We start from the raw sequence: 13,910 nt of genomic DNA on the forward strand, positions 1-13,910 counted from the left end.
TTACATGTATTTACACTTCCTTACCCGCCTTAAATCCGGCCGAATCGGAGACAGGTCAGAACCATTCATCCTTGTAATGACAAAAAGCACAGCGCTGTAGTAGCGCCATGCTTATATTGTATGCAACAGCTTATGCTCCGGCTTCTTCCGTCAATAACTGCAGCTTCAGCAGCTTGATCCGGGAAATCCGCTTATTATCGGTTTCTTCGACCACGAATAAATGATTGTCGAACTCAATGGACTGGCCCTTTTGCGGCGGATTGACCTCCAGCTTGGAATACAGCCAGCCGCCGATCGTATCATAATCATCAGTCTCCATATGGATTCCGAGCTTGTCGTTAATCTCTTCAATCAGCATCAGTCCGTCAACGGAGAACTCATCCTCTCCCAGCTTCTCAATGCCGGGCCGCTCCTCGTCGAACTCATCCTGAATCTCACCGACAATCTCTTCCATAATATCCTCCAGTGTAACCATCCCCGAGGTACCGCCGTACTCATCAATAAGAATGGCGATCTGGGTCTTGGCACGCTGCATGACCTTCAGGAGGCTGCTGATCTGAATCGATTCCGGTACCGTCAAAATCGGACGGATCAATTCATTATAGCTCGGCGCCTTCTCCCGGATCATATCCTTAATATGAATGAAGCCAAGAATATGGTCCTTGTCTCCGTCACAGACCGGATACCGGGTTCTCATGCCATCGAAGGCAATCTCCAGATTCTCCTCCGTCTCCAGATGCGTGTTCAGACAGATCATCTCGGTACGCGGAATCATAATCTCCCGGGCCATGGTGTCGGCAAATCCAAAAATATTATCCACCAGTGTCATTTCTGTGTTGTCGATGAGGCCGCTTTTGTTACTCTCCTGCATCAGGATGCGGATTTCTTCCTCCGTATGCGCAGTAGCCAGCTCGGAAGCCGGTGTCAGACGGAAGATCCGCAGCAGTCCCCGGGCCAGCCCGTTAACCACCCAGATGAATGGAAACATGATCCGGTAGAAAACGTTCATCGGTCCCGCAGTTAACAGAAGCACCGCCTCAGCCTTATTCACAGCAATGGTCTTCGGTGCAAGCTCGCCGAGTACGATATGGAGAACCGTGATGAACATGAAGGCAATAATCAGGGAGATGACAAATACAGTAGTATCATCAAAGCCCAGTCCCCTGACCAGCGGCCCCACAATCGTGGCCACGGCCGGTTCACCGAGCCAGCCCAGTGCAAGTGAAGCAAGTGTTACCCCAAGCTGGCAGGCCGACAGGAAGCCATCCAGATTATGGACGATGCTCCTTGCGGCCAGCGCTCTCTTGCTGCCTTCCTCAATCAGCGATTCAATGCGCCCGCTGCGCACCTTCACCATCGCGTACTCCACCGAAACGAAAAAACCGTTAAGCAGCACAAGCAAAATAATAAGTCCTACATGTAATATACCGGGTAAAGGGTCGCTCAATTTATACTCCTATCCACCGTAATCTGTACGGCTGGATAGGCCCACCTCCTTCGTTTGCTCAAAATGTCAGACTCGATTACGCTAAAAGAACCCTTGCGTATCAATTCCCCAATGCCCTCATCTCCTATACAAAATCACGGATTATAAATAATACTTTCATTATATAAATATATTAGGTGAAACAGCAAGCATGCGTGTCCCCTCGAAAAATACAGCATATGTACGTACGGGAGCATAAGTAACGGCTGACCGCCTCAAACCAAGGCGGACAGCCGTTTTTGGATGATTCTATGGATAAATGGCCGAAAAAAGCGGATTAGCAGTTGCGCACTCCAAGCGGATTCCCGACAACGCCCGGATATTGATAGACAAGCGGCTCTTCGAAAGTAGCGTAATCAAAGTTAACCATCAGCAGCACTACCCGCTGGCCGGTAGCCCGGTCGCTGATAATCAGGTGGTCACGGCCCGCAGCTTCCAGCACCCCGGTATAGACCTTGGCATTCCAGTCTTTGTTGTTCTCATACGTGAAATAGAAGGTGCCTACCTTGCCCAGGTTCAGGCGGAAAATGTTCTCCACGTAGGACTGTTCAAACACAGGTGCGGCTGTTGAGACCACCGTGCCGCCAGGCAACATGGGACTGCCGCTGCTGACCTGGGGCGGCATGCCGACCATGTTCCCCATATTCCCTATGTTTCCCATGTTTCCCATGTTTCCCATGTTTCCCATGTTTCCCATGTTTCCCATGTTTCCCATTTTCCCCATATTCCCGATGTGCCCCATGTTGTTCATGTTATTCATGTTCTCCATATTATTCATATTGTTCATACTGCCTGCTGGATTGCTGCCCATCATATAAGGAACTGGGCGGTACGGTTGAACGATCATGTACGGATTACCTCCTAAAGTGTAATAACTGCCTTGTCTTGCCTAGTATACTGCCGGACAATCTCCCTGTGTCGGAGTGAAGAAGCAGTGAGCCTTGTAGCGTCCGGTATTCTGCTGATTGTACCAGGTCGCCGGACAGTCGCCGACAGGGCGGAAGAACCAGAGCGCATTCGAGGCCGGCCAGGTTCGCTCCCCGGCAATCGCACGTTTCGCCAGCCGGATATCGGCTTCCCGCGCCCGTTGATAGAAGTATCCCTTCTGCGGGGCTTCGAAGCCGCCGGGGCTCTGGTACACCATGTCGTTCACACTGCGGATGTTGTTGAAATCCAGACAATTTCCAAGAATCCGGTTCACGCCGACATTGCCGACCATCAGCATGCCTGACTCCCCATCCTCTTCAGCCTCTGCCCGCATCAGCCGCGCAAGCACTCTAACGTCCTCCGAGTTTGTTTTGATGACAGCCACGCGTTCTCCTCCTTACATTCATTTCATGGACGGGTGAAGCTATGCAAACTATGTGATTCTCCGTTGTTCTTTTGCTGCTCGCTGTATTGTATGTGTATTCGCCCAGGAGGTGACAGTCTGCGCCCAATTTCCTGCTTCCTCTTCTTCCATCTCTATGCCGGATACACGCAAAAACCCCCTGGCTCCACAGCGGGAACCAGGGGGTCCTATCACCATCTATAATACATTGCCATCTTAGCTACTCCGCCGTGGAGTAGTGAGGACGCCGCTGAAAGCCATGATACCGTGTCCCCTGATACGTCAGTATGCCTTGATCCCCCTCAGCACTCATCCCGTATTCCTGTCCCTCCACCTTGAATTCCCTGCGCACCCCATCCTCAGCTTCATAGGTCAGATAGTAGGTGGTACTGGTCCGGCTGGAGAGGCTATCCTCCTGGGACTGCTGCTGGCGCACTTCGGTCCGCTTGCTCACGATACGGGCGGGAATGGACTGCAGGGGGGCATTATTGTTCCGGCTCCACTGAAGCAATCCCCGGCCAGCAGACACAGCGATGATCCCCACGACCAGAGCGAGAAAGACCGGCAATACCGTTCCTGTAAAATCGAACAGCCAGGATGGATCACTCCCCGTTCCCATTGTCTCTTCCCCCTTATTCCCAAGTAGTTAGCACACCTGCACATATAGGCTTCTCTACATGTATATGCCTCTTGTCTGTCTGGCAGCACCGGTACACACGGCAAAAAGACCATTCAGGCTCCGGTACTTCCGGGAACTTAAATGGTCTTCTATAAAACCCGATTTGCGGTTACATTAAGCATGTACGAGGTCTAAGAGTTGTCTGGTTTCGTTCGTTTCTTCCGGCATCATGCCGTTCTCTGCCCAGCAGGCTTTGCATTGTTCTTCAGTCTGGCACAAGTGAGCGTCATCGCAGTTGTAGCACAGTTGCATCAGGTTTCTAGTCATATAATCCGTTTCAAAAGTTGTCATTGTAATCTCTCCTCTTCGGGTTGGAAGTTTGTTTGAAAGTTTGTGAAAAAAGTAACTTGTTCTCTATGTGTTAAATATATCACAGGATTCAAAGTTTGTCATGTGATTTTTTTCACATTTTTAAAGAAAATTTTAAATAAGATTTTTCCTTATATTGTAGAGGCCTTTAAGCGGATTTAATGTGAAAAAAGAGGCTGTCCGTCAGAACGGACAACCTCTTGTACAGTATTACATTACACGCCAGCTCTCGCCGCCGTTAGTGGTCTGAAGCAGGATCGACTTGCGGTCCTCCTCCTTCGAGATCAGCAGCCAGCCGACGTCACTTGAAATGAACTGCAGCTTCACTACCTCCGGATACTCCAGGAGCTTGGACTGCAGCACCGTGCTGGCCGGGAGGGCTGTCCAGGTCACTCCCTGGTCCACCGTCTTATAGAGCAGATTGCCTTCCAGCGACCAGCCTGTCATGGCATTCAGGAAGTCGGGGGCCACATTCCGGTTCATGCCGGATAGCGCCGGCCGCCCGAAAGTGGTGAATTTCCAGTTCTCTCCCCCGTTGGCGGTAAAATAGCCGTTAAAGGTCATGCTGCCTTCCTTTTCCCTCTGACAGCCGACCGGCATCCAGCCCCCCGACGCATTCTCCCCGAAGAATTCAGGAACACCGGTAACCACCCGGTCACATCCGGCAAAGCTGTCATTGACCAGGAATTCCGAACCCGATACCCAGGTCGCTCCTCCGTCCCTGGTCATATAAATCTTGGGCAGAGCGCCGGTCTGCAGCATAACAAACCCCCGGTTCTCGTCATTAAAGATCATCCCGGTCGTTACCCCCGCATGCGGTATGGAACTAGTCGGCAGATTCGGATTATACTGCTCATTCTGCATCACCAGATTCCAGGTGGCTCCGCCATCCTTGGTAGCATACAAGGCTTTGCTCTCTTTGGTTGCACTTGCATCCCACTTGGTCATCAGCCAGCCGCTGCGGCTAGAGCTGAAATAGATGGAGGACAGCTTGTTGGAATCGGGGAACGCTGAGATCTGCCAGCTGTGTCCACCGTCTGTGGTACGCAGCACCACGGTCTCGGTGGAGCCGAACGAGCTGCGGATGATCCAGCCATGCTCGGGGTCGGTGAAAAAAATCTCTTTGCCGTAGACCGGATTGCTTAGAAATTGTACATTCGTAGCTGGAGAGATATTCGCCCAGGTCTTGCCGTTATTCAGCGTCATGTACATTCGAAGCTCGTTGCGCGTTACCCCCCAGGCTAGTCCTGCTGAGGGGTTGAGCAGCCGGAAATCGGTCAGCCGCGTCTGAATCTGATATTTCTTTGCATTTTCGGGTTCGACATTCTTGTTATCCGGGGTAATGACTGTAATCATCTGCCCTTCTTCCGGCGCTTCAGTCGGCTGAGGAGGCCGGGTAGCCTCCGGCGGAGGGGCGGACGAGCAAGCCGAGAGAATCAGCAGAGTCATAAGAAGCATCAACGCCACTCTTAGAACCTTGGAACATGAAGCTTTGGCTGACAATGCTCTCTCTCCTTTTCTACATTAATGAGTAATTAAAAGATTATTTCTTCGTATTCAGATTACTGCGGTTGTATCCGTACAGTGCGTAGATTACCAGTCCTATTGCAACCCAGATTGCGAAGCCTATCCAAGTCTCCTGACCCAGATTATACATTAAGTACCCGCAGGCTGCCGCACTTAGGAGTGGAATCAGAGGAACCCAGGGAACGCGGAATCCTCTTCTGAGATCTGTCTTCGTACGGCGAAGCATAATGACCCCGAGAGACACAACCAGGAAGGCAAATAAGGTGCCGATACTGGTCAGATTAGCCAGCCGGTCCAGTGGGACGAAGCCGGTAAGTACTGCAATAAGGCTGCCGACCATCCAAGTGCTGCGCACCGGTGTATGCGTCTTGGGGCTAACCTTGGACAAGCTCTGCGGCAGCAGCCCGTCACGCGAGATGGCGAACAGCAGCCGGGTCTGACCGAACAGCATGACCAGCAGTACGGTAGTCATCCCTGCAATAGCCCCGATAGAGATCAGTCCGGCAATCATATTCTGGCCAACGAAACGCAGAGCAAAGGACACCGGATCACTGACATTCAAGCTATGATAAGGCACAATGCCAGTCAGAACCAGGGAAACTGCGATATAGAGGACCGTACAAATAGCCAGGGATGAGATAATCCCAATCGGTAGGTCACGCTGAGGACGCTTCACCTCTTCTGCGGCTGTCGAGATGGCATCAAAGCCGATATAGGCAAAAAATACAGTGGCCGCGCCATTCATCACGCCATGAATCCCAAACGGCAGGAACGGAGTCCAGTTCTCGGGCTTCACATAGAATATGCCTGTGATAATAAACAACAGCACCACGCAGAGCTTAATGGCAACCATCACTGCGTTGAAGCGGGCAGTCTCCTTAACTCCGCGTGTCAGCAGATAGGAGATCAGCAGGATAATGATGACTGCGGGCAGATTAATGAACGTTCCCTTATCCGCATTATACGCTCCAGACAAAGCTGTGGGCAAATGTATCCCGAAGCCTTCCAGCAAGCCCTGGAAATATCCGGACCACCCGCTGCTTACCGCTGCTGCGGCAACCCCGTATTCCAGGACAAGGTCCCAGCCGAGAACCCAGGCGAGCAATTCGCCAAATGCTACATAGCTGTAGGCATAGGCACTGCCGGATACAGGCAGGGTGGACGCAAATTCAGAATAACACAAAGCGGATAACACACAGGCAATCCCCGCTATAATAAAGGAAAGAACAAGGCCCGGTCCGGCATGCTCCGCAGCAGCCACTCCCGTCATTACAAAGATCCCGGTGCCGATTATGGCTCCTACCCCAAGCATCGTCAAATCCAAGGCGCCCAGTGTCTTGCTAAGCTTCTCCGCTCCGGCATTCTGGGGAATAGCCAGCGGTTTTTTGCGGAATAAATCCATACTTCAGTTCGCTCCTGTCAAGTGGTTGAGTGGATAACAGAAAAATCGTTGTTAGCTTACCCTATTACGGGTAATGGATGAAAAACGGATAGCTTGAAAACACTATTCCTAGCGATTATGATGGATAAGATTGGACAGCAAGTGGAATGGCTCTGCCTTCCTTATACTACCAAAATACAAAAGCTGGAGGAGATTTAACATGGCCCCATTTAAGCCCAATCGTGTTGTAGTCATCGGTACCGGTGCAGTCGGAACCACTACAGCCTATACGCTGCTGCTGCGTAAGCGCATGCCCGAGCTTGTACTGATCGATGTGAACCACCAGAAGGCGCTTGGTGAAGCGCTGGATATGAACCATGGTATGCCTTTTGTAGGAGGCGTGAAGCTATGGGCCGGTACCTATGAGGATTGCCGCGAAGCCGACATTATTATCGTCACTGCCGGAGCCTCCCAGAAGCCTGGTGAAACCCGGATCGACCTGCTCCGCAAGAACATCTCGATCTTCAAAGATATCATCCAGAAAATCACGAAATACAACCAGCACGCGATCCTGCTGATTGCGACCAATCCGGTCGATATCCTGGCGTACGCCACCCTGAAGATCAGCGGCTTCGACCGCAGACGAGTTATCGGCTCAGGAACGGTACTGGACAGCGCCCGCTTCCGTTACCTGATCGGGAAGCACAAGGAGATTGACCCGCGCAGCATCCATGGACAGATCATCGGGGAGCATGGCGATTCCGAGCTGCCGGTCTGGAGTCTCGCCAATGTCGCCGGGATTGATCTGGGCTTCGATGAAGCCGAACGCAAAGAAATCTTCGAGGATACGAAGAATGCCGCTTACGAGATTATCGATGCCAAGGGATCGACCTCCTACGCCATCGCGCTTGCACTGGACCGCATTGTAGCGTCCATCCTGAACAATGAAGGCTCCGTTCTGAATGTATCTACACTACTGAACAACTACAACGGCGTCTCCGATGTGTTCCTCGGCGCTCCGTGTGTTGTGGACCGCTCCGGTGTGCGTGAGGTGCTTGATCTTCCGCTCAGCGAAGAAGAACAGAGCTTATTCCAGCAGTCCGCTGACAAGCTCAAGAGTGAAATTACCAAGCTGGAGCTATAATTCCAGCCGGAACGAGCCGGCCGCCAATCCGCAGGGATTGGCGGCCTTTTTTTGAAATCTAAGCATCCAAGCATTTACAAGCCGCGAAGACGCGTTAAGCGGCTAAAGCGAATGTTGCGGTTGATTTCTCATCTCCATTTTTCCCTTTCTCATGGTAGCAATTCATAGACAAGTTGTCATCCTAAAAAAGCACATTGCATGTAATTTATGCGTTAGGATATGAACAAAAATTCATAGTTCAAGTGATAATAATGCTAGACAGTTCGATTACAGGCTACCGCTCAGCTTATCAGTGCTGCTGATTTGCAGTCTGGACATCGCCTCTTCCTTCTCCCGGCTCGTGATATGCGTATAGACTGTAGTTGTCTGAATGGAAGAGTGACCCAGCAGCTCCTGCACCGTCCGCAGATCCGCGCCCTTGCGCAGCAGCATAGTGGCGAACGAATGCCGCAGCTTATGGCTCGAATAGGCACGCTGCTGGGAAGCGGGCAGCTCACTCTGGAAGCGGCTGAAGGTATCCGCAGCAATGCCCTGAATTCCCCGGATCGACAGTCTGCGACCCTTCTGCGAGATGAACATGGCCTCTTCTTTGCTGCGCCAAGGAACCAGCCGGTCCGTAATCGCCTGATCGAGATACGGGGCTACATCCTCGGGAACCGGTATGCCCCGCCATTTGCGCCCTTTGCCGAAGACCCGCAGCGTACGCCGGTCTACATTATAATCACTCAGATTCAGCGTATGTACTTCCCCTACCCGCAGCCCCATATAGGACATAAGCAGGAAGACCGCCAGATTGCGGCTTCTATACTTGCCATCCACCGCCGAGAGGAACCGCTCCAGCTCTTGCTCCTCCAGATAGACCGGCTCACGGTTTTTGTCGGTCTTGGATTTCTTGATCCCTGCCGCCGGGTTAATAGATAACAGCTCCAGCTCGGACAGTGCCTTGAACAGACAGTTAACCGAGGCGTGCTTGCGGTTACGGGTGGCATCGCTGACTCCCCGCTCACGGACCGAGGTCAGGTAGGACAGCACATGCAGCTTCTTAACCGTTCCCAGCTCCTTGCCGTTCAGATGGTCCAGGAATTCCCGCACATCAGCAAGGTAGGATTTCTGGGTATGTGCTGTATAACCGGCATCCTTCATCCAGATCAGGAAGGCCTCCAGCTCTTCTTCGTATGTTCGTTCCAGCTCATTCATGATCTGTCCCCTCCCTCTTAAGTACAACTATTATATCATTCCTCCGCAGTAGCTTCCCTCCATCCGGCAGCATGCTTCTCTACCATTCTGAGGAATTCGCTGAGCGCAGGAGACTTCCATTTCTTGTTATGGTAAGCGATCTGGGTGGCCACCCGCTGCGACTGGTCATTCCAGTTCAGCCGGCCCAGCTTGCCTTCCGCCAGCTCGCGCTTCACCGTAATCTGCGGCAGAAAAGAGAGACCGAGTCCGGCCATCACGCACTGCTTGATCGCTTCAATGCTCCAGAACTCCAGATTCGGATCAGGAAAGACACCGTGGCTGTTCAGATGACGTTCAAACAAGGTGCGGTAGGTGCAGCCCGCTTCGGTATGCAGAATCGTTACGTTCTTCAGCTGATGCGGCTCCACTTCAGCAAGCTCCAGCAGTGGATGATCCAGCGGAGCTACCAGAGCCATGGCTTCATGGATCAGCGTCTCACAGTGCATATCCTTATACTCTGTTTCCGGCTGCAGCAGGAAGGCCAGATCCAGCTCCCCGGAGCGGATGAATTCGGTCAGCTCCCAACAGGCCCCCGGCTTAAGGGTAATCTGCACCTGCGGATAACGGCTGCGGAAATCCTTGATAATTCCGGGAAGCCGGAAGGCCGCCAGGGATTCCGGTGCACCAATCCGCAGCGAACCGGCGATTTCGGTCTCAGACCGGAGGGCATTCTCAGCCATCGTGTGCATCTTGGAGATTTCCTGGGCATACGGCAGCAGGCGGCGGCCTGCATCGGTAAGCATAATCTTTTTGCTTATCCGGTCGAACAGGGGCTGCCCCAGCTCTGCTTCCAGAGCCTGAATCTGTGCGGTAATGCTGGACTGGGCATAATCCAGCTTCTGCGCAGCGCGGGTGAAGCTGCCCGTCTCTACCACAACGAGAAAGGTGAACAGATGCTTCGATTCCATAGCGGACCTTCCTTTGATCCATCGGTTTTTTGAATGGATGTTATTTGATAATTCCGTTTTTCCAATGGATCTATTATCTGATACTCTAGAACTAAATACAAGGAAAGCGGGATTATACATATGAAGAAACACACCTCGTTACAACGTACTATCGGCATGCCTCAGGCCGTTGCCTTATACATCGGGGCTGTCCTCGGTTCGGGGGTATTAATTGTCCCCGGACTGGCAGCCGAGATGGCTGGCCCGGCTTCGCTGCTGGCCTGGGGCTTCATGACCCTGCTCATTCTTCCGCTTGCCTTATCCATGGGCCTGCTCTCTGCCAAGTTCCCTAACGCCGGGGGCGTCTCCCACTTCGTTACTCTAGCCTTCGGGCCGAAGGCTGGGGCCCTTGTCGGCTGGTTCTTCCTGCTGTCCGTTCCGATCGGTGCGCCAGTCGCCGCATTGACCGGTGCAGGATACATGACCGCAGCGATGGGCTGGGGCGATCCGGCCAGAATCGCCCTTGCCGCCGGGATGCTGGTCATTGGACTCCTAACGAACTGGATCGGCATGCAGGTCGCCGGTAAAGTGCAAATTGCTGTGGTGATCGCTATTGTTGCCGTACTGGTCTTCTCTTTTGCCGCTGCGCTTCCAAGGATGGAGCGTGCTCACTTCACTCCGTTTGCGCCGCATGGCTGGATGAGTGTCGGGCAGGCGGCAGCGATCCTCTTCTGGTGCTTCATCGGCTGGGAAGCCGTCTCGCATCTGTCGGAAGAGTTCAAGGAACCTGAACGGGCTGCGGTTAAGGGTGTGACCATCGCGGCTATCATTGTTGGTGTCCTGTATTTCCTCTCGGCACTTGCTACCGTAGGTACGCAGAGCTATCTGCACGGCGGGGCAGATAGCTCCCTGCTATGGATCATCAGCCAGCCGCTGGGGGCATGGGGAGGCTTCATCGCCGGACTCACCGGTCTCTTCATCTGCACGGCGACGATCATTGCCTATGCAGGCGCGGCTTCACGCGTGGCGTATGCCTTGTCCCGGCAAAGCTATGCTCCGGGCTGGATGGGCCTTGTATCCAATCGTTATCAGACACCTGTAGGGGCCATCGGCTTCCTGGCGCTCTGCTTCACCTTGATATTATCGCTCTACGGCAGCGGGGTGCTCTCGATTACGACACTGATCACCTTCCCCAACGCTACCTTCATTCTTACCTATATTGGGGGTTGTGCCGCCGGAATCCGCCTCTTGCGCGGCAGCCGCGCAGGCGTAACGATCAGTTGGGTTTCTTTTGCCGCCACACTGGCCGTGTTCCCGTTCACAGGCTGGGCAATTCTCTACCCGCTGCTGATTACGGCGGCGTTTGCCGGGGTGGACTATTGGAGATCCGGCGCTAGGCGTGTGGGGGAGCGGTGAGGGGGACTTTAGTGCTACATTACTCCCTTCATAAGAATTCACATAAGGGGATCGCACTCGAGGCTTGGTCGTCGCTGCGGTGAACATTTGGCCCTCCGGCCACTGTTGTATTTGGATTTCCTGATTATAACCGCTCCTCGCGGTAGAAATCCAAACCAAGCTTATGCTTACGATGCGAGCTTTCCTGCGGAAAGCTTTCAGGCGGACGCTATCGCTCCTCCAGTTCCAAATTTCCCCTCCACTTCTTTTTGCTTTTCGTTAATTTCTTAAGTGCATTAAACAAAGTCACCTGTGGTCTGTGCTTCCAGCCCTTGTACCTGGAAGCTTGCATATTGTGTTCGGTTTTTCGCCTATATTTGGCCTGCACGCCTCCGCACTGCCCAATGTGTTCGTAAAATTCTTCTACAACCGCAAACAGGCCACGCCATCCATAACAGGACGGCGCGGCCTTTCTTTTATAAGCGTTGAATTTCAGCAGCTATTTGGTCCACTGAACCGGAATCCCCAGACGGAATTGTTGTATATCCTCTGGATATGAGAAGTACCGGGCCATAATCTCAAGCTTATCGGAGGGCTGTACGGGCGGGAAAACCAGCTTAAATGCCAGTTTATCCCGGCTAATCCGCACCGGCTGTCCTGTTTGTGTGATTGGCTGATTTTGTCCTTGCCGTAAGGTTAGCTCGGTTAACTGGCTCATCACCTGACTGGCCTCATAGTATACAACCGTCTGCTTCTCCTCATAATCAACAGCCGTAACTGTAACCGTTCCTCCCTGAATTCCTCTCAAAGTTAGAGGATATGATCCATTCAGACTCTGGCGATCTTCATGTAATTTAATTTGCGAATTCCCTAGTCTCCCAGAGACGATCAGTGTCATATATTCCGGCTTGGGGTTCAGCTCGGTCAGCGGCGAGAAATTGAAATAATAGTAATCGGCAGTCGCCCCATCTCCACCTTGATTCATATATAAGGTTCCAATATCATCTTCGAGCATTACATTAAGCCATGTATCAGGATACCTGTTCATCACAATAACTTGCGAAGTTACAGGACCCAGGGTCAGCTTGTCTACAGTGTAAAGTGATTTATCGTATATGAAATCCAGATTTTTGGGATAGACGGTAGTGCTCAGCGCGTTACTCTTAGCCCTATCTAGCAGGACAGATAAATCCCAGTTCCCCCTCGTCGTCCCGATGCAGTCGATACTCATATTTAATCTTAGCTGATCAGGCAGATCCTTATCCCCGAAGCTTAGACGGGTTGTACCTACGAAGGTATGGTCTCCTGTAATTGTGAAGTCATGGGTTGATATCGTTTGTGGATGATGCCCTACAAAATTAAGCTTATAGAAGACTGCCGCTTCTTTGCCGGTAATAGGCTCTGACGATGACGGATAGGTTACCTCATAATTTAGCACCAATGATATACCATCGTAATATTCCTCTACCAGATGGAAGGTTATTCCTTGATCTGCAATGTCCGCACCTGTCGGACTGCTTAGATGCTTCTCTTCAATGGACTTCAATCCCTCACGATCCCCACCTTTGGCATACAAATAATCGAAGAACGGAATGACGCGCAGCGCCTCTGCAACCTGGGGCGAGATGAATCCGATCCCGGTAATGGATCCGGCTGTAACAGCCAGCGCAGCTGTGGCGCCGATGACCCACTTCCTGTACGATGATAACCGGTGTCTGTCTCTTGGGGCTTTCCCTACTCCTCCAGTATGTAGCTGCCACAATTCATCAAAATCAACAGAAGAAGGCATACTGTGTATCATGTGTTCAGCTTCCTTTTGTAATTGTGCGGTTACTGCTCCGGATTCAACATCCAGCCTGTCCTTAGCTGTCGTCATTTAAGTCCCTCCTTCATCATCAGCACACCGGGGTCAAGCTCGCCGCATTCTCTCAGCTTGCGCAGTGCCGCATGAAGCCTGGATTTGCAGGTTCCCAGCGGAATGCTCAATACCTCTGCGGTCTCTGGCAGCGATAATCCGGCATAATAGTGCAGGGTGATCACTTCGCGCAGCTTCGCGGACAGATGGCTGACCGCCTGCCATAATTCCAGCTGATTCTCACTATGCAGGGCGAAGCTCTCGGCGGAGTGCTCTTTTCCCTCTATAGGAACGCCTGCCAGGAGTTGTATCCAGGTCTTCCTGCGTAACAGATTACGGGACGTATTGACGGCATTCCGATACAGCCAAGGCCGAAGCGGCCTGGAGGGATCGTACAAATGATATTTTGCAAAGGCACGCAGAAAAGTCTCCTGGGTAATATCATCGGCCAGCACCCGCTGCTTGGTCATCATAAGGGCAATCCCATAAATATAAGCGGAGTGTGCTTCAAACATGTCCTTGGCCTGCTGCTCTGTAATGGGATAATTCTTCAACGCTCGCTTCCCCCCTTCCTTACTGGATATACGCTTTGACCCGGGCGATCCGTTCGCTTTACGTTTCAGAAACTTGTCAGGCGGTTATGGATGAGGAGAGCTTGACCTAATCTGCTAGAAGAAGGAG

13 protein-coding genes are annotated in these 13,910 nt (G+C 52.2%); 2 read left to right on the plus strand and 11 right to left on the minus strand.

Translation table 11 applies throughout. The annotated features are described in order from the left end of the window. Window positions 1–130: 130 nt before the first annotated feature. From MKY86_RS15910 to MKY86_RS15940, 7 genes are all read right to left on the minus strand, one after another. Window positions 131–1,447, minus strand: a complete 1,317-nt coding sequence (locus MKY86_RS15910) for a hemolysin family protein (RefSeq protein WP_076079278.1) — start codon at window positions 1,445–1,447, stop codon at window positions 131–133. A 316-nt stretch (window positions 1,448–1,763) separates the two neighbouring features. Beyond that, the gene (gerQ, locus tag MKY86_RS15915; RefSeq protein ID WP_076079363.1) at window positions 1,764–2,165 is read right to left on the minus strand and encodes a spore coat protein GerQ; all 402 of its coding nucleotides are present in this window, start codon (window positions 2,163–2,165) and stop codon (window positions 1,764–1,766) included. Window positions 2,166–2,375: 210 nt separating this feature from the next. After that, window positions 2,376–2,798, minus strand: a complete 423-nt coding sequence (locus MKY86_RS15920) for a cell wall hydrolase (RefSeq protein WP_036726550.1) — start codon at window positions 2,796–2,798, stop codon at window positions 2,376–2,378. Between the two features lie 238 nt (window positions 2,799–3,036). After that, window positions 3,037–3,435 (minus strand): DUF2500 domain-containing protein, encoded by a 399-nt coding sequence (locus MKY86_RS15925; RefSeq protein ID WP_076079279.1) that lies wholly within the window; start codon window positions 3,433–3,435, stop codon window positions 3,037–3,039. Window positions 3,436–3,609: 174 nt separating this feature from the next. Continuing rightward, window positions 3,610–3,786, minus strand: coding sequence for a hypothetical protein (locus MKY86_RS15930; protein ID WP_179090460.1), 177 nt, complete (start codon window positions 3,784–3,786; stop codon window positions 3,610–3,612). 228 nt (window positions 3,787–4,014) lie between these two features. Beyond that, window positions 4,015–5,262: a WD40/YVTN/BNR-like repeat-containing protein gene (locus MKY86_RS15935; protein WP_076079280.1), complete on the minus strand. Its 1,248-nt coding sequence runs from the start codon at window positions 5,260–5,262 to the stop codon at window positions 4,015–4,017. Between the two features lie 85 nt (window positions 5,263–5,347). Beyond that, window positions 5,348–6,733, minus strand: coding sequence for an APC family permease (locus MKY86_RS15940; RefSeq protein WP_076079281.1), 1,386 nt, complete (start codon window positions 6,731–6,733; stop codon window positions 5,348–5,350). Window positions 6,734–6,932: 199 nt separating this feature from the next. On the opposite strand from MKY86_RS15940, the gene MKY86_RS15945 reads away from it, so the two are divergent. Next, complete coding sequence (locus MKY86_RS15945; protein ID WP_036726543.1) at window positions 6,933–7,856, plus strand: L-lactate dehydrogenase; 924 nt, start codon at window positions 6,933–6,935, stop codon at window positions 7,854–7,856. 267 nt (window positions 7,857–8,123) lie between these two features. Here MKY86_RS15945 and MKY86_RS15950 read toward each other — a convergent pair whose 3' ends face one another. Together MKY86_RS15950 and MKY86_RS15955 are read right to left on the minus strand one after the other, a co-directional pair. Next, window positions 8,124–9,053, minus strand: a complete 930-nt coding sequence (locus MKY86_RS15950) for a tyrosine-type recombinase/integrase (RefSeq protein ID WP_076079282.1) — start codon at window positions 9,051–9,053, stop codon at window positions 8,124–8,126. Window positions 9,054–9,088: 35 nt separating this feature from the next. Then, window positions 9,089–10,000, minus strand: coding sequence for a LysR family transcriptional regulator (locus MKY86_RS15955; RefSeq protein WP_076079283.1), 912 nt, complete (start codon window positions 9,998–10,000; stop codon window positions 9,089–9,091). 120 nt (window positions 10,001–10,120) lie between these two features. On the opposite strand from MKY86_RS15955, the gene MKY86_RS15960 reads away from it, so the two are divergent. Then, window positions 10,121–11,395 carry an APC family permease gene (locus MKY86_RS15960; RefSeq protein WP_076079284.1) on the plus strand — a complete coding sequence of 425 codons (1,275 nt, stop codon included), beginning with the start codon at window positions 10,121–10,123 and terminating at the stop codon, window positions 11,393–11,395. Between the two features lie 478 nt (window positions 11,396–11,873). Here the strand turns inward: MKY86_RS15960 and MKY86_RS15965 are convergent, their stop codons facing one another. Then, entirely contained in the window at window positions 11,874–13,250 is a 1,377-nt protein-coding gene (locus MKY86_RS15965) for a DUF4179 domain-containing protein (RefSeq protein ID WP_076079285.1), read from the minus strand. After that, on the minus strand, window positions 13,247–13,783 hold the full coding sequence (locus tag MKY86_RS15970) for a sigma-70 family RNA polymerase sigma factor (RefSeq protein WP_083685065.1): 537 nt from the start codon (window positions 13,781–13,783) through the stop codon (window positions 13,247–13,249). The genes MKY86_RS15965 and MKY86_RS15970 overlap by 4 nt, the downstream gene beginning before the upstream one ends. Window positions 13,784–13,910 lie beyond the last annotated feature (127 nt).

The sequence above is a fragment of the Paenibacillus sp. FSL R7-0333 genome (assembly GCF_038000365.1).
GTDB lineage: Bacteria > Bacillota > Bacilli > Paenibacillales > Paenibacillaceae > Paenibacillus_AQ > Paenibacillus_AQ silagei.

Coding starts and splice junctions, on each gene's coding strand:
- MKY86_RS15960 (WP_076079284.1), top strand. CDS start 10,121: ATGAAGAAACACACCTCGTTACAACGTACTATCGGCATGCCTCAGGCC.
- MKY86_RS15940 (WP_076079281.1), bottom strand. CDS start 6,733: ATGGATTTATTCCGCAAAAAACCGCTGGCTATTCCCCAGAATGCCGGA.
- MKY86_RS15945 (WP_036726543.1), top strand. CDS start 6,933: ATGGCCCCATTTAAGCCCAATCGTGTTGTAGTCATCGGTACCGGTGCA.
- MKY86_RS15965 (WP_076079285.1), bottom strand. CDS start 13,250: ATGACGACAGCTAAGGACAGGCTGGATGTTGAATCCGGAGCAGTAACC.
- MKY86_RS15925 (WP_076079279.1), bottom strand. CDS start 3,435: ATGGGAACGGGGAGTGATCCATCCTGGCTGTTCGATTTTACAGGAACG.
- MKY86_RS15930 (WP_179090460.1), bottom strand. CDS start 3,786: ATGACAACTTTTGAAACGGATTATATGACTAGAAACCTGATGCAACTG.
- gerQ (WP_076079363.1), bottom strand. CDS start 2,165: ATGGGAAACATGGGAAACATGGGAAACATAGGGAATATGGGGAACATG.
- MKY86_RS15955 (WP_076079283.1), bottom strand. CDS start 10,000: ATGGAATCGAAGCATCTGTTCACCTTTCTCGTTGTGGTAGAGACGGGC.
- MKY86_RS15935 (WP_076079280.1), bottom strand. CDS start 5,262: ATGCTTCTTATGACTCTGCTGATTCTCTCGGCTTGCTCGTCCGCCCCT.
- MKY86_RS15950 (WP_076079282.1), bottom strand. CDS start 9,053: ATGAATGAGCTGGAACGAACATACGAAGAAGAGCTGGAGGCCTTCCTG.